At 56.9% G+C, this 18,869-nt stretch carries 19 protein-coding genes and 2 tRNA genes; 11 read left to right on the top strand and 10 right to left on the bottom strand.

Translation table 11 applies throughout. The features are described from left to right. Positions 1–5 precede the first annotated feature (5 nt). A tRNA-Ser gene (locus G7069_RS10475) sits at positions 6–98 on the top strand. Positions 99–128: 30 nt separating this feature from the next. Here G7069_RS10475 and G7069_RS10470 read toward each other — a convergent pair. After that, the gene (locus G7069_RS10470) at positions 129–1,346 is read right to left on the bottom strand and encodes an SH3 domain-containing protein (RefSeq protein WP_166297307.1); all 1,218 of its coding nucleotides are present in this window, start codon (positions 1,344–1,346) and stop codon (positions 129–131) included. After that, positions 1,343–2,437: an HRDC domain-containing protein gene (locus tag G7069_RS10465; RefSeq protein WP_166297305.1), complete on the bottom strand. Its 1,095-nt coding sequence runs from the start codon at positions 2,435–2,437 to the stop codon at positions 1,343–1,345. The genes G7069_RS10470 and G7069_RS10465 overlap by 4 nt, the downstream gene beginning before the upstream one ends. Positions 2,438–2,470: 33 nt before the next feature. Between G7069_RS10465 and G7069_RS10460 the strand changes: the two genes are divergently transcribed. Genes G7069_RS10460 through G7069_RS10435 form a run of 6 tightly spaced genes read left to right on the top strand, consistent with a single transcriptional unit; the run spans position 2,471 to position 8,268 of the window. After that, positions 2,471–4,312: a formylglycine-generating enzyme family protein gene (locus G7069_RS10460; RefSeq protein WP_166297303.1), complete on the top strand. Its 1,842-nt coding sequence runs from the start codon at positions 2,471–2,473 to the stop codon at positions 4,310–4,312. A 17-nt stretch (positions 4,313–4,329) separates the two neighbouring features. Then, on the top strand, positions 4,330–5,244 hold the full coding sequence (locus tag G7069_RS10455) for a M48 family metallopeptidase (RefSeq protein ID WP_166297301.1): 915 nt from the start codon (positions 4,330–4,332) through the stop codon (positions 5,242–5,244). Positions 5,245–5,248: 4 nt separating this feature from the next. After that, a complete protein-coding gene (locus G7069_RS10450; protein WP_166297299.1) occupies positions 5,249–6,958 on the top strand; it encodes a M1 family metallopeptidase in 1,710 nt (569 codons plus the stop codon). Between the two features lie 5 nt (positions 6,959–6,963). Then, entirely contained in the window at positions 6,964–7,308 is a 345-nt protein-coding gene (locus G7069_RS10445) for a DMT family protein (RefSeq protein ID WP_166297297.1), read from the top strand. 28 nt (positions 7,309–7,336) lie between these two features. Then, positions 7,337–8,101, top strand: a complete 765-nt coding sequence (locus G7069_RS10440; protein WP_166297295.1) for a sulfurtransferase — start codon at positions 7,337–7,339, stop codon at positions 8,099–8,101. After that, complete coding sequence (locus G7069_RS10435) at positions 8,098–8,268, top strand: hypothetical protein (RefSeq protein WP_166297293.1); 171 nt, start codon at positions 8,098–8,100, stop codon at positions 8,266–8,268. Before G7069_RS10440 ends, G7069_RS10435 begins: the two co-directional genes overlap by 4 nt. Here the strand turns inward: G7069_RS10435 and G7069_RS10430 are convergent. From G7069_RS10430 to G7069_RS10415, 4 genes are read right to left on the bottom strand one after another with little or no spacing between them, the layout of a single operon-like run. Further along, positions 8,265–10,100: a DEAD/DEAH box helicase gene (locus G7069_RS10430; protein WP_166297291.1), complete on the bottom strand. Its 1,836-nt coding sequence runs from the start codon at positions 10,098–10,100 to the stop codon at positions 8,265–8,267. The genes G7069_RS10435 and G7069_RS10430 overlap by 4 nt on opposite strands. A 53-nt stretch (positions 10,101–10,153) precedes the next feature. Then, complete coding sequence (locus G7069_RS10425) at positions 10,154–10,618, bottom strand: barstar family protein (protein WP_166297289.1); 465 nt, start codon at positions 10,616–10,618, stop codon at positions 10,154–10,156. Next, complete coding sequence (locus G7069_RS10420; protein WP_240912583.1) at positions 10,615–11,073, bottom strand: ribonuclease domain-containing protein; 459 nt, start codon at positions 11,071–11,073, stop codon at positions 10,615–10,617. Before G7069_RS10420 ends, G7069_RS10425 begins: the two co-directional genes overlap by 4 nt. Before the next feature lie 44 nt (positions 11,074–11,117). Next, on the bottom strand, positions 11,118–12,890 hold the full coding sequence (locus G7069_RS10415) for a M14 family zinc carboxypeptidase (RefSeq protein WP_166297287.1): 1,773 nt from the start codon (positions 12,888–12,890) through the stop codon (positions 11,118–11,120). Between the two features lie 141 nt (positions 12,891–13,031). Between G7069_RS10415 and G7069_RS10410 the strand changes: the two genes are divergently transcribed. The 3 genes from G7069_RS10410 (at position 13,032) to tviB (ending at position 15,608) form a co-directional block, all read left to right on the top strand. Next, entirely contained in the window at positions 13,032–13,313 is a 282-nt protein-coding gene (locus G7069_RS10410) for a GNAT family N-acetyltransferase (RefSeq protein ID WP_166297285.1), read from the top strand. An 11-nt stretch (positions 13,314–13,324) separates the two neighbouring features. Further along, the gene (locus G7069_RS10405) at positions 13,325–14,173 is read left to right on the top strand and encodes an RsiV family protein (RefSeq protein ID WP_205758724.1); all 849 of its coding nucleotides are present in this window, start codon (positions 13,325–13,327) and stop codon (positions 14,171–14,173) included. Positions 14,174–14,273: 100 nt separating this feature from the next. Next, a complete protein-coding gene (tviB, locus tag G7069_RS10400) occupies positions 14,274–15,608 on the top strand; it encodes a Vi polysaccharide biosynthesis UDP-N-acetylglucosamine C-6 dehydrogenase TviB (protein WP_305055012.1) in 1,335 nt (444 codons plus the stop codon). A gap of 22 nt (positions 15,609–15,630) precedes the next feature. Here tviB and G7069_RS10395 read toward each other — a convergent pair whose 3' ends face one another. From G7069_RS10395 to G7069_RS10385, 3 genes are all read right to left on the bottom strand, one after another. Continuing rightward, a complete protein-coding gene (locus G7069_RS10395; RefSeq protein WP_166297281.1) occupies positions 15,631–16,755 on the bottom strand; it encodes an inorganic phosphate transporter in 1,125 nt (374 codons plus the stop codon). A 10-nt stretch (positions 16,756–16,765) separates the two neighbouring features. Next, entirely contained in the window at positions 16,766–17,392 is a 627-nt protein-coding gene (locus tag G7069_RS10390) for a pit accessory protein (RefSeq protein ID WP_166297279.1), read from the bottom strand. A 61-nt stretch (positions 17,393–17,453) separates the two neighbouring features. Further along, positions 17,454–18,026 carry a hypothetical protein gene (locus G7069_RS10385; protein ID WP_166297277.1) on the bottom strand — a complete coding sequence of 191 codons (573 nt, stop codon included), beginning with the start codon at positions 18,024–18,026 and terminating at the stop codon, positions 17,454–17,456. Between the two features lie 74 nt (positions 18,027–18,100). On the opposite strand from G7069_RS10385, the gene G7069_RS10380 reads away from it, so the two are divergent. Further along, on the top strand, positions 18,101–18,679 hold the full coding sequence (locus G7069_RS10380) for a hypothetical protein (protein WP_166297275.1): 579 nt from the start codon (positions 18,101–18,103) through the stop codon (positions 18,677–18,679). A 42-nt stretch (positions 18,680–18,721) separates the two neighbouring features. On the opposite strand, the gene G7069_RS10375 is transcribed toward G7069_RS10380, so the two are convergent. Next, a tRNA-Ser gene (locus tag G7069_RS10375) sits at positions 18,722–18,811 on the bottom strand. Positions 18,812–18,869: the final 58 nt, after the last annotated feature.

Raw genomic sequence — 18,869 nt, 5'->3', positions numbered from 1 at the left:
ATCCCGGAAACGTGCCCGAGAGGCCGAAGGGGCTCCCCTGCTAAGGGAGTATGGGGTCAAAAGCTCCATCGAGGGTTCGAATCCCTCCGTTTCCGCCAGATTGCACACGGCCCCTTTTGGGGCCGTATTTATTTGTACGGTCGCGTAATCGCCTGAATCATGTCGATATACCGCGTGCCTACACTGCCTGAGAGCGGCTCGAGCGTCTCTAGCGGTGTCACGGAGACACCGTAAAGCGGCAATGCATGATTCGCAATGCGCACACCCGGCGTGTCATGAATTACGTAGGTCAAGCCATTCCAACGGCCCAGCACCATCATCACGTGACCCGGAATGAAAATGAGGTCGCCGGGTAATGCAGCGTTGATCGCTTGCATTCGCTCAGCGTGCGTACTCTTCGCTGTGAACCGCGTGGCATGAAAGTTCGGGATATCGCGTTGGTCGCCTGTATTCCGTGGCATCACAATGCCCACCGCCGCATACACCTCAGAAACAAACCCACTGCAATCACGCGTACCTCTCGCGTGGCCCCAGCCATAGGCCTCGCCCAAATAGCGAAACGCCGTTCGCAAGATGTTGGCGCGCGTATAGGGCAGCGGTGTGGGTTGAACGGCCGCGTTGCGTGCTAACGCCGCTTCCTTATCGACCACCCGAATCGCATCCGCCTTAACCCAAGCCCGATAGTTATAAGCGTTCACAAAGTACCACTGCCCATCGGCACTGGTATGCAAAATCGCAACCGCCCACCCCGGGAAAACCGCCGACTCCTGCAGCCGATCAATATTGATCTCAATATCCTCAGCCTTGCTATAAGCCCGCACATCCGAAGGCACCGCCCGCAAATCCGCCCGACTAACCACCGTCCCCCACCGAACATTAACGGTGACAGGTACCGTTAATTCCGAATTAACTGTACCTGTCACCGTTAATTTGCCGTGGGCGTTTATTAGGGTGGGTTTTGCGGCTTTGGCTAGTTGGGTGATGGCGTTTTGGACTACGGCGCCGGGGAGGGTGGGGGGTAGGGCATCGAGGGCGTAGAGGTTGGCGGCTTGGGTGTAGGTGTTTGCGTTTAGGCGCGCGATTTCTTCGGGTGTGTGCAGGGTTTTGTTTGGGTCGTCCAGTTGCGCTATCCAATAGTCGGCGGTGAGCATGGGGGCGGTGACGCCGGGGACTTGCAGGTCGGCGCTGCCGTTGCGTGCGGGGACGGGGGCTTTGATGTCTGCGAGCGTGTATGGCGCAGGGACGGATGCGGGGACGTTTGCGGCGGTTTCGGCGTTGGGGCGTACGTGTGTGCAGCCCAGGGCAAGCACGATGACGCCAGAGAGAATGAGCGCACGCGTTTTCATGCAGGCGGTGCACCGGCATCCAAGCGCGACTTGCGCCACGCGGTGACCGACTCCGGCCATTCGCCCGCATCCAAATAGGCTTGAATGATTTTGCGCGAAGCGATGACACCCTCGTCGACGCCAAGTTCATTAGCGATTTGTGTGACCTTGCTTTGCCACGCACGCACTCTGGATTTGTCGCGATCGCGGTCGTCGATCAATAAGGGCATGTTGTCTTCGTCTTCGCCCACGGTGTGCATCGCGGTTAGCATCGCAGCGGCCAAATTACGCGGCGCACGTGGATGCTTCAGCAAGATCTGGTTCACCACTTCTTCGGTTTGCGCATCGGCTTCGGCCAAGTCGATGGCCGCTTCAACCGGCAGCACCCAGTTTTTCGGCAAATCACGCGCACGTGCCCGTGCTTCACGCCAACGCATCAGGCGCAACAATCGTGTTTGACCCGCACGGTCCATGCGTTGCCCGGCACGCGCACCCATATGCGCCCAGCGCTCCGGTGCATCGACTGATTGCGAAGCAAAGTAGGCCTCACTTTCCTGCTGCATCCATTCGCTGCGGCCGAGCGTGTCGAGCTGCTCAGACAGAACGCGGTGTGCCTCATGCAAATAGCGCACGTCTTCCACTGCATACTTCAACTGCGATGCACTCAACGGACGTCGCATCCAATCTGATCGCGTCTCACCTTTGTCGATGTCGATTTCGAACAAGGCCTGCATCAATCGCGCGTAGCCCATGCCGTGCCCCAAGCCGACCAAGGTCGCGGCCAGCTGCGTATCGAACACCGGATACGGCGCCAAACCACACCCATGGATGAAAGCGATGAAATCTTCGCCCGGCGCATGCATGATCTTGAGAATGTCTGGATTGGACAACAGCGGCGCTAATGCCTCGTTGATGCCTGGCACTTTGGAGTCCACCAACAGCACCGCATCCTCGGTCGCAATCTGCACCAAGGCGAGCTTCGGCCAGAACGTCCGTTCACGTACAAATTCAGTGTCGATCCCGATGGCGCCGCGAATATGGGCGAGTTGGGCGGTGAGAATCTCAGGGGAATCGACCCAGATCGAGGTCGGCGTTTCGCTTTCTACAGTCATTGCGTGACAATACCCCATGTGCGGAATGTCACGTTGAAATTCTCGAAGACTCAGCTCATCAGTGCGTTCATTGCGCTCGCACTGACGGCATGCGTGCGCGATGACGCACCGACGAATACGACAAGTGCCGAGCGAGAAGGCTTGGTCAGCGTCAGCGCCTCCGAACTCACCGAATTTCCGCTGGACTGGCAAGCGCCCCGCGCAAGTGGCGAGCCCACCTTTAAAGCGCAAATGGCGCTTGCAGAAAAGGCATTGCGTGAAGGCCGGATGCTTGAAGGCGATCGAAGCGCCGCCGCACATGTGTACGCCGCGCGCTTGGCAGGCGCACAAGGCGAAGCATTCGAAACCCTGCGACGACAGGTGGCGCATGCCGTCATCGTCGAAGGCGACGCGCAACTCAAAGCATTGGCCAACAATGATCCCGAGGCGGATCGCTTAGCCCACCTCGCCGCCGCCATCCTCAGAACCCTAGCGCGCGACGACGCCGAAACGCAGTTGTACTTGTCCCGCGTCGATGCCTCGGACCGCTTGGAAGCGCTATTGCTATTGGCCGACAAAGAACTCGCCACCGACCGACTCGGCGAGCAGAACATCGGTGCACAAGTCGATTTCAAGGAAGTCTTGCGAAACCGACCCAACGATGTCCGTGCTATTGCAGGGTTACACGGTGTGCAGCGTGCCTTGGCAGTAAGAGCATGGCGCGCGTCTGCCGCCCGCGACTATGAAAACGTCACCCGCTGGATGCAGTTTTCAGATGCGGTCATTGAAAACAAGCCCTACATTGCCGCGCAATGGCGCGCACTGGAAAAGCAACGCATGCAACAGGTCATCGACCTGTACAACGACGCATTGATTGATTTGCAAGATCCCGGCGCCCGTGGCGCTATCAGCAGTGCACAAGCCAACTTGTCTGAAATGAAAAGACTGGCGGTGAAAGGGGATGGCTCCGTCGCAGAGCTGCAACGCAGAATTGATACTGCGCGCGCTTACGGCAGCTTCCAAATGGGCCAACAGTTCAAAGAAGCGCTGCGCAGCGGCGGGTTTGCACCGGAGATGCGTGTCTTACCGATCGGCATGATGATGATGGGCGCGAGCAAAGATGACCCGGATGCGCGACCCTCAGAAATGCCCGCGCATCGCGTTCACTTCGTACGCGGCGTTGCGATGTCGCTCAATGAAGTCACCGTCGGCGAATTCGCGGCGTTCGTACGCGCCACCGGCTTCAGATCGCGCGCAGAGCGTCGCGGACATTCCATTATCTATAACGAACGCACCGGCAATTTCGCGCGCAGCAGCGGCGTCACTTGGCGCGACGACTACGCCGGCAAGCCTGCACCTGCAAATTACCCGGTCGTACATGTCGACGTCCGCGATGCCGAAGCCTATGCCGCGTGGCTCAGCACGGAAACACGGCGCGCCTATCGTCTGCCGCACGAATCCGAATTCGAGTACGCCTTGCGCGCCACCAATCCCGGACGTTTCCCATGGGGCAATGCGATGCCGACATCGGTGCTGGGCAACCTGACGGGCGACGGCGACGTCTCACCCTCAGGGCGACGCTGGGCCAACGCATTTCCCAATTACCGTGACGGTGAATGGGGTCCTGCGCCGGTCGGCCAATACCGCGCCAATGCATTCGGCCTTCACGACATGGCAGGCAATGTGAGCGAGTGGACATCCGACTGCTGGCATCAGGGCTATCGGCGCGCACCGGCGGACGGGTCTGCATGGACCAATCCGGGTTGCCGCAGTCGTGTGATCAGGGGCGGGTCTTGGGCCAGTTCGCCCGCGCAGCATCGTTCTGCGTGGAGAATGGCACAAGCCCATGACATCACCAATGCGCGAACCGGCTTTCGGGTTGCGCGAGATATTTGAGACAAGGAGTTTCATACATGCAGAACGATCCTGGCAGTCAGTACCCGCGTCGTCGCGGCTTTGGTATCAGTCCGCGTTTGATCATCGTCGCTTTGATGTTGATGTACGGCGCGTACTACTACTTCTCGAATCGCCAAGTGCAACCGGAAACCGGCGAAAAGATTCTGATCGACCGCAGCCTGTCTGCCGAGCAAGAATCGAATATGGGTTTGCAGGCATTCCAAGAAGTGCTGCAACAAGAACAACAACTCCCCGCCAATTCGGAACTGAGCCAACAAGTCAGCGCGATTGCGCAACGCTTGGTCGCAGTCATCCCACAGGTGTCTGATGCACTCGCCGCAGAGCACAACGCAAAATCCGCGCACGTGGAAAAGAGCTTTGATTGGCAAGTCGCTGTCTTGAAATCAGATCAGGTCAATGCGTTCTGCTTACCCGGCGGAAAAATGGCGGTGTACACGGGCTTGATTCCTGTCGCGCAGAACGCTGATGCCATGGCTGTGGTGATGGGACATGAAATCTCGCATGCCTTGTTGCGTCACGGCGCACAACGCATGGCGAAACAACGCCTCGAACAAATTGGTGCGATGGCGGGCGCCATGAGCGGTATGGACCCGAGCATGCAACAGGCCGTGTTCTCCGCCTATGGTGTGACGTCGCAGCTGCCGTTCGCACGTCACCAAGAATCGCAAGCCGATGAGTTCGGCTTAATGCTCGCCGCGGCCGCGTGCTTCAACCCCGAAGAATCCATCGCGCTTTGGCAGCGCATGGACCAAGTCAGCGGTGGTCAGGCACAGCCTGAGTTCTCGTCGACCCACCCAAGCGCCGGTACGCGTATCAAGGAATTGCAAGCCTTGATGCCCAAGGCCATGGAATACCGCGCCCGTTTCTGCAAGAATCCGGGGGGTACGCAGCAAACTGCATCCCTCAGGTAAACCGATGCGCAAGCATGTTTTGACGCTGATTCTCGCAGGCGCTACGGCGCCTGCTTTCGCGATTGATTACACCGCCACATCGGGCCTCGGCATGACGCTCGAACAGCAATCGACACGCTTCGATGTCGCCGAGCTGTCTTTCAAAGTCGACCCGACCAAGAAAACCCTTGCAGGCGAGGCGCGTCTCACCTTCACGCCGAAACATGCCATTCAACAATTCGCCATTGAACTCGACCCGCGCTATGCGTTGTCGCGCTTTGAAGTGAACGGCAAAGTGTTGTCGAAATCCGAGTACAGCTGGAAGGAAGGCCGCATCAGCTTCCCCGTCGCAGCGTCGGCGAATACGGCATTCGAAGTGAAATTGGTCTACGCCGGCAGCCCACAAGTCGCGAAGCGCGCACCGTGGGACGGCGGCATTGTGTGGGCAAAAACGCCGAGCGGACAACCGTGGATTGCGACCGCCGTTGAAGGCGAGGGCTGTGATTTATTGTGGCCGTGCGTCGACCACCCGATGGGCAAACCACTGCAAGTGATTCAGCACATCACCGTGCCGCAAGGTTTGGTCGCTGCATCAAACGGTGTGTTCTTGGGTGAAAGCAGCAAAGACGGTTGGACCACCTACAACTGGAAAGCGACCGAACCGACCACGTACGCAATCGCACTGAACATCGCACCGTATGACACGCTGAAGTCGAACTATCAAAGCAGATTCGGCAACACCTTGCCGATGGTTTTCTATTACCTCAAGGGCAATGACGCCAAAGCGCGCGGCCTCTATGAAGAACTGCCTTTGTATCTCAACTTCTTCGAAGAAGTTGTCGGTCCGTACCCGTTTCCGAAAGACAAAGTCGGCATTGTCGAAACGCCACATTTGGGCATGGAACACCAAACGATCAATGCATATGGCAATGGCTACAAGAAAGACATCAACGGCTACGACTGGCTGATGAACCATGAATTCGCGCATGAGTGGTTTGGCAATCAAATCACCAATGCCGATTGGGACGACATGTGGTTGCACGAAGGCTTTGCCATGTACATGCAGCCACTGTATTTGGAGTGGCTGCGTGGCCGCGTGAACTACGACGCAGAGATGCTTCGTCAACGCGGTTTGATTCGCAATGCACATGCCATGGTCAGTGGCAAACCTCGGCCACATGGCGAAGCCGCAGCGGAAGCGATCGACCCGGGCACGGACATCTATTACAAGGGCGCTTGGATTCTGCACACCTTGCGCAATCAGATTGGTGATGCGGCATTCCGTCGCAGCATGCGCGAGCTCGTCTACGGTCGCAACGATCCGAAGCCCGGCAATTTCAAGCCGCGTTACGCCACCACCAACGACTACGTCGCGATCGTCGACAAGATCACAGGTAAAAAGTGGGCGTGGTTCTTCGATGCCTATGTGCGTGAAGCGAAGATTCCCGCGTTGGTGGCAACACAGAGCGGACACCGTGTGAACGTCGAATGGCAAACAGGTAATGGCAAACCTTTCCCGTTGCCGATTGACGTGCGCGTTGGAAATCGCGTGGTGAAATTGCCGATGAATCAAGGCAAGGGCAGCTTTGAACTCAAGCCGTTCGAAACCTACACCTTGGATCCCGACAGCAAGGTGCTCAAAGACCAGCCAGAAATCGCTGCGTGGCGCAAAGACGAAGCCGAGCGCGCGGCTGTTGCGGCGGCAGCGGCGGCTGCAGCCAAGCGCGGTAAGTAAGCGAGATGCCCGCGACCTGGAAGTTCGTGTTGATGTTGACGGTCTCCAACATCTTCATGAACTTTGCGTGGTACGGGCACCTCAAGTTCAAACACAGTCCGGTTTGGATCGCGATTCTCGCTAGCTGGGGACTCGCCTTGTTTGAATACATGTTCATGGTGCCCGGCAATCGTGCCGGCGCCATGACACTCAGCCTGACGCAGATGAAGATCGCGCAGGAATGCATCACTTTGGTGGTTTTCGTGGTGTTCGCCTACTTCATGTTTGATGAGCGCCTGCGCTGGAACCATCTGGCCGCCTTCGCGTGCTTGTTGGGTGCCGTAGCCTTCGCCTTTGCAGACAAACGCTAAACCGGCGCGACAACGCTAAAATGGCCGCATGATTCTGAATATCGCGGCGTACCACTTCGCTGACATCCACGACGTCCCAGACACGGCCGAGCGCATCTATTCGATTTGCGACGCGCACGCGCTGCTTGGTTCGGTGTTGGTGGCGCCTGAAGGCGTGAACTTCTTTTTAGCCGGTGAGCCAGAAAGCCTGGAAGCCTGTCTGACCGAACTCCAAGAAGATACGCGCCTCGCCGGTCTCGTCATCAAACGCAGCTGGAGCGAAGACGTCCCGTTCCGACGCCTCAAGGTCAAACAAAAGCGCGAGATTATTTCATTCGCGGGCAGACCTGCCGCGACCGGTGCCGCACGTTCACCTTCAGTGCTGCCGGAAACGCTGGCACGTTGGTTTGCGCAAGGACACGACGACGAAGGCCGCGAAGTGGTGATGCTCGATACACGCAATCAACAAGAAGTGGCGTTCGGCACGTTCACAGATGCCGTCACCTTGCCGATCAAAAAATTCAATGACCTGCCTGAAGCGGTTGAAACGGTCCGTGGACAATTGGAAGGCCGCCGCATCGTCAGCTTCTGTACCGGCGGCGTGCGCTGCGAAAAGGCCGCCCCGTTCCTGGCATCGGCAGGGTTCGAAAACGTCATGCAACTAGAGGGCGGTATCTTGCGCTACTTCGAAGATGTCGGTGAAACCGGCTACACGGGCGGCTGCTTCGTCTTTGACGAACGCGTCGCACTCGACCCTCAATTGAAACCCATGCAGGGCGTTCAATTCGCCAGCGCTAAGGACGGCCCGCTGTGAGTTGGGTTGCGATCGCAGTACTCGTCTTACTGCTTTGGCTCGCGATCAAGACCTTGAGCTTTGCGTTCAAGGTCTTGCTATGGATCGCGATGGCTGTCATTGCGTATTGGCTGTTTGCGCAGGCATTCGGCTTGCCGCTGCCTGCGTTTGCTCTGCCGCGCGTTTAGTCGCGAAATTTCTTGCCGCCGCCACCGCCGCCGAACTTCTTCGGGCCGCGCGGTGGGTAGCCGCCTTCGCGACGTTCAAAGCCACCTTCCGGCTTGCCTTTGCGCGGACGGAAGGACGGCGCATTGATGTCGGCGTCGGTCGCCACGCGCAATTGAATCGGACGGCCCGCCACACGCACTTTTTTCATGTACGAGAGCAATTCGTCCGGCATGCCTTGCGGCAGATCGACCAGCGAGTAATCGTCGCGGATATCCACGCGGCCAATATGGCGTGCGTCGATCTCTGCTTCATTGGCAATGGCGCCGACAATGTTGCCTGGCTTCACCTGATGCGAATGACCGACATCTATGCGGAAGGTTTCCATCGGCACATCTGAGATCGGGCCTTCAGCGCGCGGTGCACGCGGCTTGCGTTCTGGGCGCTCACCGTCATGACCCATGCGTTCTTTGCGGCTGCTGCGTTCCGGACGATCGGCTGCAAAACCCTTCGCACCAGCGGCTTCATCACGCGCATCGAGCAATAGCGGCTTCTTACCTTGCACCAAGTGGGCGAGGGCAGCGGCGATTTCCGACATCGGGATATTGCGCTCGCGTTCGAACTGCTCAAGCATTTCTTTCAAAGGTTGAACGCCATCACCGTCAAGCGCACCCGTCACCTTTTCGAAGAAACGCTCGACACGACGCGTGTTGACGTCAGCCACCGTCGGCAAGGCCATCGACTCGATGGTTTGACGCGTAGCGCGTTCAATAGAACGCAACATGCCACGCTCACGCGGGGTCACGAACAAGATCGCGTCACCTTTGCGACCGGCACGACCGGTACGGCCGATACGGTGCACATAGCTTTCGGTGTCATACGGAATGTCGTAGTTCACGACGTGGCTGATGCGCTCAACGTCCAAACCACGTGCGGCGACGTCGGTCGCGACCAAGACGTCAATGTTGCCGTCTTTCAAGCGTTGAATCGTACGCTCGCGCGCTTTCTGATCCATGTCGCCATTGATCGCTGCCGCGGCAATGCCACGCGCAGACAACTTCTCAGCCAATTCCTCGGTACCAATCTTGGTGCGCGAGAAAATGATCATGCCGTCAAACGGTTCGGCCTCGAGAATGCGGGTCAAGGCGTCGAGTTTGTGCACACCACTGACCGCCCAATAGCGCTGCGTGATGTTGGCCGCGGTCGTCGTCGTCGACTTGATCGTGACTTCAACCGGATTGTTCAAATAGGTTTGCGCAATGCGACGAATCACGGCCGGCATCGTCGCTGAGAACAATGCGACTTGGCGGCCTTCGGGCGTCTTCTTGAGCACGGCTTCGACATCGTCGATGAAGCCCATGCGCAGCATTTCGTCCGCTTCGTCCAGCACCAAGGCTTTCAGGCCAGACAGGTCAAGCGAACCCTTTTCGAGGTGATCAATGACGCGGCCCGGCGTACCCACGACCACATGCGCACCGCGCTTCAGCGCAGACAGCTGCGGGGTGTAGCTCTGGCCACCGTAGATCGGCACCACGTTGAAGCCCTGCAAATGCGAGGCGTATTTATGGAAGGCCTCACTGACCTGGATCGCCAGCTCGCGCGTCGGCGCCAGAACGAGCACCTGCGGCTTGTTCAGCTTGGGGTCGATGTTCGACAGCAACGGCAACGCAAATGCGGCGGTTTTACCGGTTCCGGTTTGTGCTTGGCCAAGCACGTCGCGGCCTTCCATCAAGGGCGGAATGGTGGCCGCTTGAATCGGGGACGGATGCTCGTAACCAACGTCTTTCAGGGCTTTGAGCAAGCCATCGGACAGGCCGAGATCGGCAAAGGAGGTGGGGGTGGTTTCAGTACTCATGGCGTGCGCCTTTGGCGAAAGCAGTGGCGCTTCGCGGGCACATAGTGTACGCCTCAATGTGAATGGCCGCTTGAACGGCCGTTCAAGCTGTCATCCGAGTGGCTCACCACATAGGTACGGAAAGGGATTTCAGACTCGGCCCAGTTCACATGCGCTTGGGTCAAAATCTCGCGCAACATGTGCAGGTCTTCGGCGTCCGATTTGGCCGCGTGCTCGTGGGTGCTGAATATCACCACGAAGCCCGAACCCGGCAGCCATGACAAATCATTGATGGCGTCTTCAAAGGCATCCCAGTTGAAACCGAACTGATCGGGCTCGGGATACTGCATGCCTTTGGCGAAGGCTTCCAACATCGCATGTTTATTCAAGGCCGCGCGCACATAGACGTCGATCGGTGTGATGTCTTCTTCAGCACACTCCGCAAGCAAGGCCGGCAGGTCCTCGCGCGCAATCAAACTGATCGGATGCCCATGCAGCAAGGTGGGCGATGCATAGGGCAGTTCGTCAGATGTCGTCATGGTTCCACCTGCCTAAAACTCCGGTAATGATCGGCACTGTAATACCAAATCTCGGGCGGGTTGCCGCCGGTCACGATTCGACGCGCGCCACGGTGATTGAGGCCGGGCGTCGGCACGGTGTACTCGTGGTAGTAGCCGCGTGGTTTGTCGGGCAGCAGACGCTCGCGATTTTCAAACACCACACCATCACGTCGATACGGCAATCGCCCGCCACTTTGAATCTTGCGCAGCGTTTCGATGGCCTCGACGGGCAGGTTTGACGTGTTTGCCTGTGGCGCATGCGCTGCCTGCGTGTGTTCAGTCGTACGACTCTCAATCGAAGGGCCTTGTGGCGCCGGTGCCTCAGCCGACGCCACGCCAGAGAATTGCCGCGACAGCAACCAAACGGCCAACAAGGCGCAGCCGAAGATTGCGATCCAACCCCGCATCGGTGATCGCAACGCGCGATCATTCATCCGCTCACGTCGATTTCGCTGTCTGCCCACCGATCAGACTCCCTTTAGCGCGTCAATGCTTTGTCCGTACGAACGACTGGATACAAGTTCAACTTCGGATCAAACGCCGCATGACGACGATAGAAGAAGTTCAAGCGCGCCGAAGGTGATTTGGCAAAGGCCGGATCTTGCGCCAATCGCGCTTCAAACGCCTTCTTCAATGCCGGGTCTTTGGCCAACATCTTTTCAGCTTCTTCTTCGGCCACGTAGGGCTCCATGTATTCCTTGCTTTCAAAAGCGTTGTTGAACACACCCCAGCCGACCAAGGCATCCGGTGCCGCGGGCTCAAACAAATTGATGACCACACGCGACAACGCCTGATTCACAGGCACATACAAACTGCCTGCCGGAATGTCGTAGTTCTCAGCCTTCCATTGACCCTTCAATGTCAGGCGTTGGTGGCCTTCAAACGAGGTTGCGGCGAACTTGGCTTCATCGGCGCGGAATGTTTCCACGGCAGCCGCCTTCGCGCCTTGCTTGATCTTCGAATAGGTCACGCCATGGGCGTCCAAGACCGGCTGCACATACGGGCGCCACGCAGCCAACACGACATAGCCGCCCTTAGGCGCAACGATGAATTCCGAAGGATGCACGACATCGCGCAAGGGCAACTTCCACACTTCCGGCTTGCTTTCGTCGTAACGCGTCATCAAGTCGCCGGAAACCGCAGACTTCGTGCGCGCATAGGCATAGCCCAAGAAGTCGATCGTGCGCGCTTGTTTGTCGGTGTCATACGTCACAGCAACGCGCGAACCGCCCAACATGGCTGCACGTTGGTCAGCGCGCGTCATACGGGCTTGCCAATCGGCACCATCGCGACTGGCCGCTTTCACCAAACCAATGATCGACGTGCGCGTCGAAGCCACACGCTCAGGGTAGGTGCGCCAAGAATGCGTCTCCACCAAAATGCCGATGCGATTGCGCAGCACGAAATACCCATTCGAAAAACGCGGCGGGCTCACGCTATCGGTGAAGCCGGACATCGGGTCTTCTGAATCATCAAAACTCGGATAGAAGGCAACCGGCTTGTTGCCGGCAGACTTCAACTCATCGATCACTTGGTCACGCACCTTACGACCCAAAACTTGCAGGTCGTCATCACCGGAATTGACCGGCTCTGCGGTGATTGAAATGTCGTGCTGAAACTTCGCACCGTCAGTGACATGCAAATCCATTTCAGCCGCCGGATCCCATGCACGCACCAAGCCCATCATTGCGCGCATTTCCGGCGCTTCAACTTTTAAATAGTCACGGTTCAAGTTGTAGCGCTGCGCAGTGGTGCGGAAGCCCATTTCCTCGGGGCCACGCTGATTGGGTCGGTTCCATGCGCGGAAATTTTCATGCCCGTCGACATTGAAGACAGGTACGAACACCACAACCACATTCTTCAGAATGTCTTTGCCAAGCTCGCCATCCAACATTTGTCTAAAGACTTGAAAGCCTGCGTCCTTGCCGTCGATTTCCCCGGCGTGGATGCCGCCTTGAATCAAGAGCACGGTTTGCTTGTTGGCCTTGGCCGTCTTCGGGCTCAGGTAACCGCTGGGCGAAATAATCATGGCCTTCTGCGGACGCCCTTCAGGCGTCGTGCCAAACGTCGTGCAGTCGACCTTGCCCGGATAATGTCGCTCAAATGCATCGCAGAGGGCAATGGTCTCGGCGTAACGCGCCGTGCGTACGAAGCCGTTCTTTTCAGCCGTGCTGTGTAGGTCCGCAGCGGCTCCCGCCAAGGCACTACCAGAAAATAGGGAGGCACCCAGTATCCAGACGTATCGCTTCATATTTCATGCTCTTAAATGGCAAGCGTCAGTTTAACGTGTGGTCATCTTGACGCCACACTCACATCCTCTGGACGGGCTATTGTTGAAAATGAGCGCTCAAATTTGAGATGCAGTGACAGTGACGTGTCACAAAGGGAGTCTATGTCTGCCGCCGTCAAACACGATGCCACGCGGCATCGATTCGAAACTGTAGTAGATGGGCATACCGGCTATATCGAGTACCACATGGACGACGCTGTGATGTCGATCGATCACACCATTGTGCCGAGTGAGATCGGGGGTCGAGGAATTGCCGGGACGCTCATGAAGACTGCGTTGGACTATGCGCGCGCAGAAGGCTTGAAAGTCATTCCTGCGTGCTCTTATGCTGACGCGTATATCACCAAACACCCCGAATACGAAGATCTGCGGAACTCGAACTAATGTATGGCGTGGTGGCAAAACGTTGGTGCCTGCCGATGGCGGTGAGTGTCGTCATGGCAGCCTTGATCGCTGGTTGTGACAAAACACCTTCTCCGGGCGCTGTGAATACGCCTAGTGCGCAAGCCGGTGCAGCGCAGGTGGCCGATGTCGATCTAACCGACATCATCGAACAAAAGCCCACATACCTGATCGGCATCACCTTTCCAAAAGATGTCAGCATTCCGCCACCGCTCAAGTCTGAAATCAAGGCTTTTGCAGATGCTTCGCGCGATCGGCTCATCATTGCTGCGCGCGATGTAAAGCCTGGCTCGCCGGGCGCGCCCTATGACTTGAGTTTGGAATTCCGAGAACTCCCGGGCAACAGCCCCGCTGTACGCACCTTCTCGGCTGACGGCAGCATGTATACCGGTGGCGAACATGGGAATGCTTTGATTCGCCGATTTGTTTGGGACGTTCGCGGCGAACGGCTCATCACAGCCAATGATTTGGTGTCCACCCCGGAAGGGTGGCAAGCCCTGTCCAAATTCGTGAAAGAAGCGCTGTTAAAGCAGGCAGGCGAGCGCTTCGAAGAAGATCAGCTTTCCGATGCAGAAAAAGCTGCCTTACTCGCCCAATTGAAACCCTTGGTAGAAGAAGGCACTCAGCCCAGCGCCGAAAACTATCAAGACTTCGAGCCAATGCTAGACAGTAATGGCAAGATGATCGGCATCACTTTTATCTTCCCGCCGTACCAAGTTGCCGGCTATGCCGATGGCGTGCAAAGGGTCGATGTGCCGGCTAGCGTGTTCGCGCCGTATTTGTCGGCAAATGTACGCAACCATTTCGATGTGCCCCCGATATCGCCCAGCACGACTCCCTGAGCAAGGGTTACTTCAGGGCGTCTCGGGTTAAGCCCTTCGCCATTGCCGCGCGCCACGTCATACTAGAGGCTGAAGCATTCCGCTGAGGTTAGGGGATTTTGTGATTAACCAGGTTAATCTGGATGGCGTAAAGATTGCGGTCGTCGGTTTGGGATATGTAGGCTTGCCGCTAGCTGTGGAATTTGGCAAGCAGTTCGCAACCATCGGCTATGACATAAATTCGCCACGTATTGCCGAACTGAAATCCGGCAAAGACAGTACGCTGGAAGTTGAACCGGAGTTGTTGGCCGAAGCGACTCAATTGCGCTTTTCAGACCAGCTGAACGATATTTCAGAATGCAACGTCTACGTTGTGACGGTTCCGACGCCTATTGATTTGGCAAAACGGCCGGACCTAACGCCATTGGAAAAGGCAAGTGAAGCCATTGGCAGTATTTTGAAACCCGGCGATACTGTGATCTTCGAAAGCACGGTTTACCCTGGTTGCACGGAAGAAGTTTGCGCGCCTATTTTGGAGCGAGCCTCAGGCCTGCGAGTTAACGGCGCAGATTCGCAAACATCTGCGATGCAGTTGGATGAGCAAGGAAAGGGATATTTCTCCTTAGGCTATTCTCCCGAAAGAATTAACCCAGGCGATAAGTCCCATCGCCTTCCGAATATCAAGAAGGTCACGTCAGGTTCTACAGAAGATGTGGCTGATTTTGTAGACGCGCTTTACGGGCGAATTATTGTCGCCGGTACGCACAAAGCTTCATCAATCAAGGTCGCCGAAGCGTCTAAAGTAATTGAGAACACGCAGCGCGATGTGAATATCGCACTGATGAATGAGTTCGCGTTGATTTTTCAGCGGCTTGGCATCGATACAAACGATGTGCTTGAAGCTGCAGGTACAAAGTGGAACTTCTTGCCATTCAAGCCCGGATTGGTGGGCGGACATTGCATCGGCGTAGATCCGTACTATCTGATTCAAAAGGCGCAGAGCGTCGGGTACTACCCGGATCTCATTATCGCGGCGCGAAGAACAAATGATGGAATGGGATCATTTGTCGCGGATCAAGTCATTTCGCTGATGGTGCGAAAAGGCATGAGCCCGGGCGGTGCGCGCGTGTTGGTTTTGGGATTTGCTTTCAAAGAGAACTGCCCGGATTTGCGCAATACGCGTGTCATTGAAATGGTGCAGTCATTGCACGGGTATAACGCCGTCGTAGACGTATTTGATCCGTGGGTCGATGCGGACGAAGCACAGCGAGAATTTGGCATTCGTTTGATTGATCAGCCAGAGCAGGGTGTCTATGACGCCGTGATCTTGGCTGTCGGGCATGCTGAATTCAAGGCGATGAAGCAAGAGTACATCCGCGGTCTTGGAAAGCCCACGTGTGTGGTCTATGACGTCAAGCATGTACTTCCACGAGAAATCGTGGACGCGAGGCTTTGAGCAAACGCTAAAGGATTAGGCCTTAGGCCCAACCCATTCGCTCAACAATTTTGTACAGCAAGTAGGCGACACCACCCGCTGCCGGGATGGTCAATATCCACGCCCAAATAATGCGTTCAATCACCGTGATCTTGAGCGCTTTCGGGTTCTTACCGAAGCCCACACCCATGATGGCCGTCGAAATGCTGTGCGTGGTCGACACCGGCATACCGAAATGCGCTGCGGTTACCAAGATCGTGGCCGATGCCGTTTCAGCGGCAAAACCGTCGATTGGCTGCAGCTTCACCATCTTGTGACCCAAGGTCTTGATGATGCGCCAGCCGCCTGCTGCGGTACCGGCTGCCATCACCAATGCACAGGTGGCGATGATCCAAGAGTCGATATGCGCGTTGTCGCTGCTGCTTGGGTGCAAGAACGCGAGCCACGCGGGCAGGGTGTCCAAGGTGCCTGCGGCTTGCGCGCCAAACAAAGCGAGCGCGATGATGCCCATGGTTTTTTGCGCGTCATTGCTGCCGTGTGCAAAACCCATGTAAGCCGCAGAGGCCAATTGCGCTTTACCGAAGAAGGCATTGACCCAACGCGGACGCGCAAAACGGCCCAAAACACCGGGTACCTTGCTCAATCCGTATATGAGGGCGTAAAGCAGTGCCAAGATCAGCACGCCCAATAGGAAGCCTGCTAATGGCGAAGACACCATCGGCAGCACAACTTTCCACAGCAAGCCTTTGTTATGTGTCCAGCCTTCAACGCTGGCTTGCGACCAGACCAAGGCATGCCAGTTGCCATGCGAAGCAGACAAAGCCGCGCCGCATAGACCGCCAATGAGGGCGTGGGAAGACGAAGAGGGCAGACCGAACCACCAGGTAATCAGGTTCCAGGTAATGCCGCCCATCAGTGCGCACAAGATCACCTGAGATGTCACTTGAACGACCTCTGCGTCAATCAGGCCGGAAGAGATGGTTTTCGCTACTGCGGTGCCGAAGAACGCGCCGATCAAGTTCATTGAGGCGGCCAACATCACGGCCTTGCCGGGTGTCAGCACCTTCGTGGCGACGACGGTGGCAATCGAGTTTGCCGTGTCGTGGAAGCCGTTGATGAACTCGAAGACCAGTGCGGCGAAGATCACCAGCAGCAAGAGGGTCAGCATCAGCGTGATCTCAGGAGTTCTTCAGAACGATTTGATAAGCCACCACACCGGCTTCGCGGCATCGATCGATGGCTTTTTCCAGAATCTCGAAGAATTCTTTTAGCAAGAACATATCGGCAGCATCCAAGCGGCCCGAATAGATCTCACGGTGCATTTCAAGCAGCAGTCGATCGGCCTCGGCTTCAAGCACGCGCAAACGCTCGTTGAGTCTGCTCATTTCTTCAACGCGCATGTGACGCAGTTCGGACACCATCTCAACGACCACGCCGGCTGCTTGCTCGAGCATCGCAGCGCGCGGCGCGAATTCGATGTGTTCCAAGCGGTGACGCGCAAGGTCGTAACGGTCTGCAAAACGTTCGACTTGTTTCGGGATTTTGTAGAGCGCCGAGCTCAACGATTCGATGTCTTCGCGTTCGATCGGGGTGATGAAGCTATCCACCAAAGCGTGATTGATTTTGTCCGATGCGACGCGCTCGCGTTGACGCGCGAGTTTGAAGGCATCCAACGACAAGTTCGCCGCCGGATTCTTCAACATCTGAGAGAGGGCCTTTGTGCTTTCGTGCGCGGCATCTGCCGCTTCGTCCAACAAATCAAAGAACTGTTTGCCGGAACCGAAGATCGTTTGCAGTGAAAACATGGGCAGGCCCGTATCGCGAAAATTTTGACGATTATATGTCAGCCTTCCGCGGCGATCCTCATCAGTAGGTCGACAACTTGCACTGCGCCAGTGCGTAGCCCTTGGTTTGCGTACTGAAAATCCGCAGGTTCCACTCGGTACCTTGGAAGGCGCCAGTCTTCGCGCGAACCAAGTTTGCGAGCTCGTCACAGAGCGGCTGTGCCTCTTCCGTATAGACAGGTGCGCGAATGTCGATCTCTTGGCTGATGCCTGTGATTTGGCAATCCGTGATGGATTTGGCATGTCGCGCGATCAGACACACTTGGCCCGCGGTCTTTTCCATTTCAGGGGTACGGCCATCGCGTTTGGGCAGGGCAGGCGCTGCGGGTGCGGCATTGGCTTCTGCTTTCGGTGGCTCGACGTCGGTCTTGTGCCCTTTGCTCGGGTTCCAGAGATACAAGAGGATGAGCGCGAGGACGATACCTGCGGCGATCTTGGCCCACAACGGTGCCAATTGCACGGCTTCTTTGATGCGTTCTTTCGGCGTGGGTGGCGGCGGCGTATCGTCTTTGGGTGCTTGGCCGCAGCGCGGGCACACCGGATCTTCCGCAGTCATCGTCGCCGTGCAGTTCCAGCACTCGGTCTGTGTAGTCATGGGGCCCCCTGTTTGACACCAATCACAAGAATACAGAGGATGAAAGCCATCCGTGATGTTTGAAGGGGACAGCGATGGATAACGAGCAGCTCTATCTGCATATTCGCGTGGTGCTCGGCATCATTCTTGGGCTCGGCATCACGAAATTGCTGTCGGGCATCACCTTGCTGATTGAGAAGCCGACCCGCTATCGGTGGTCGTGGCTGCATATGAGCTGGGTGGTGTGGGTGCTGCTATCGATCGTGACCTTCTGGTGGTGGGAAGCGGGGCTGACCCAAGTGCGGCATTGGACCTTCGGGACCTACCTTTTCATCATTGCCTACGCGTCGCTGTATTACGTCTTGGCGACCTTCTTGTTCCCGGGCGATGTGGGCGAGCATGGAAGCTACGAAGGCTACCTGATGCATCGACGGGGCGCATTCTTTGGTCTGATCGCTGCAATTACGCTGATTGATCTTGTCGACACCGCCATTAAGGGCAATAGCCGCTGGCATCTATTGGGCGAGGCTTACGCCATCCATGCGGTATTGATGCTGCTCATCGCCTTGATTGGCTGGCGTGCGAAAGACCCGCGTGTTCAAGTGTTGCTGGCAGGCATCGCCCTGCTGTATTTGGTGGGCTACTACGTGATCCAATACGTTTTAGCCGCCTAAAACAACAAAGCCCCTGAATGATCAGGGGCTTTGAAGCAATTCTGGCGGAGAGGGGGGGATTCGAACCCCCGGTAGGCTCACACCTACGCCTGATTTCGAATCAGGTACATTCAACCGCTCTGCCACCTCTCCAGAATGGCCGCCTATGTTAGTCGGATGCCGGCCGTTCGGCAAGCCACACGGGGCTGGC

This window comes from Lysobacter sp. HDW10 (assembly GCF_011300685.1).
Taxonomy (GTDB): domain Bacteria; phylum Pseudomonadota; class Gammaproteobacteria; order Xanthomonadales; family Xanthomonadaceae; genus Solilutibacter.
The sequence above is the reverse complement of the archived record's forward strand: the minus strand, read 5'-3'. Positions and strand labels throughout refer to the sequence as shown.

What these genes read in the sequence shown, in the direction of transcription:
- G7069_RS10470 (WP_166297307.1), bottom strand. Translation starts at nt 1,346, where the DNA reads ATGAAAACGCGTGCGCTCATTCTCTCTGGCGTCATCGTGCTTGCCCTG.
- G7069_RS10465 (WP_166297305.1), bottom strand. Translation starts at nt 2,437, where the DNA reads ATGACTGTAGAAAGCGAAACGCCGACCTCGATCTGGGTCGATTCCCCT.
- G7069_RS10455 (WP_166297301.1), top strand. Translation starts at nt 4,330, where the DNA reads ATGCAGAACGATCCTGGCAGTCAGTACCCGCGTCGTCGCGGCTTTGGT.
- G7069_RS10450 (WP_166297299.1), top strand. Translation starts at nt 5,249, where the DNA reads ATGCGCAAGCATGTTTTGACGCTGATTCTCGCAGGCGCTACGGCGCCT.
- G7069_RS10445 (WP_166297297.1), top strand. Translation starts at nt 6,964, where the DNA reads ATGCCCGCGACCTGGAAGTTCGTGTTGATGTTGACGGTCTCCAACATC.
- G7069_RS10440 (WP_166297295.1), top strand. Translation starts at nt 7,337, where the DNA reads ATGATTCTGAATATCGCGGCGTACCACTTCGCTGACATCCACGACGTC.
- G7069_RS10430 (WP_166297291.1), bottom strand. Translation starts at nt 10,100, where the DNA reads ATGAGTACTGAAACCACCCCCACCTCCTTTGCCGATCTCGGCCTGTCC.
- G7069_RS10425 (WP_166297289.1), bottom strand. Translation starts at nt 10,618, where the DNA reads ATGACGACATCTGACGAACTGCCCTATGCATCGCCCACCTTGCTGCAT.
- G7069_RS10420 (WP_240912583.1), bottom strand. Translation starts at nt 11,073, where the DNA reads ATGAATGATCGCGCGTTGCGATCACCGATGCGGGGTTGGATCGCAATC.
- G7069_RS10415 (WP_166297287.1), bottom strand. Translation starts at nt 12,890, where the DNA reads ATGAAGCGATACGTCTGGATACTGGGTGCCTCCCTATTTTCTGGTAGT.
- G7069_RS10410 (WP_166297285.1), top strand. Translation starts at nt 13,032, where the DNA reads ATGTCTGCCGCCGTCAAACACGATGCCACGCGGCATCGATTCGAAACT.
- G7069_RS10395 (WP_166297281.1), bottom strand. Translation starts at nt 16,755, where the DNA reads ATGCTGACCCTCTTGCTGCTGGTGATCTTCGCCGCACTGGTCTTCGAG.
- G7069_RS10390 (WP_166297279.1), bottom strand. Translation starts at nt 17,392, where the DNA reads ATGTTTTCACTGCAAACGATCTTCGGTTCCGGCAAACAGTTCTTTGAT.
- G7069_RS10385 (WP_166297277.1), bottom strand. Translation starts at nt 18,026, where the DNA reads ATGACTACACAGACCGAGTGCTGGAACTGCACGGCGACGATGACTGCG.
- G7069_RS10380 (WP_166297275.1), top strand. Translation starts at nt 18,101, where the DNA reads ATGGATAACGAGCAGCTCTATCTGCATATTCGCGTGGTGCTCGGCATC.